The sequence below is a fragment of the Kitasatospora sp. MBT66 genome (assembly GCF_000710405.2).
In the GTDB taxonomy this organism is placed as follows: domain Bacteria; phylum Actinomycetota; class Actinomycetes; order Streptomycetales; family Streptomycetaceae; genus Kitasatospora; species Kitasatospora purpeofusca.
This window is the reverse complement of sequence record NZ_JAIY01000012.1, coordinates 173,373-173,653: the sequence shown is the minus strand read 5'-3', so window position 1 is coordinate 173,653 and position 281 is coordinate 173,373. Positions and strand designations below refer to the sequence as shown.

Annotated in this window: 1 protein-coding gene; it reads left to right on the top strand. The window is 73.7% G+C overall.

The window, feature by feature from the left end:
- On the top strand, positions 1 to 281 hold a 281-nt coding region (locus BI06_RS33130; RefSeq protein ID WP_043474675.1), incomplete at both ends, for an ATP-binding cassette domain-containing protein.

Genomic DNA, 281 nt, shown 5'->3' with positions numbered 1-281 from the left:
ATCCGCGAGCTGCGCGCCCACCTCGGCCACGTCAATCCGCGCCACCCGCTGCGCTCGCCGCTGACCGTGCGCGAGGTCGTCCTCACCGGCGTCACCAACACGATCGAGCCGGACCTGCACCGCAAGCCCGCGCCGGAGGAGCTGGAGCGGGCGGAGCTGCTGATCGAGACCCTGGGCATGACGGCGTCCGCGGAGTCCCCGTGGACCACGCTCTCCCAGGGCGAGCGTGGTCGGGCGCTGATCGCCCGGGCGCTGATGCCCAGTCCGCGGCTGCTGCTGCT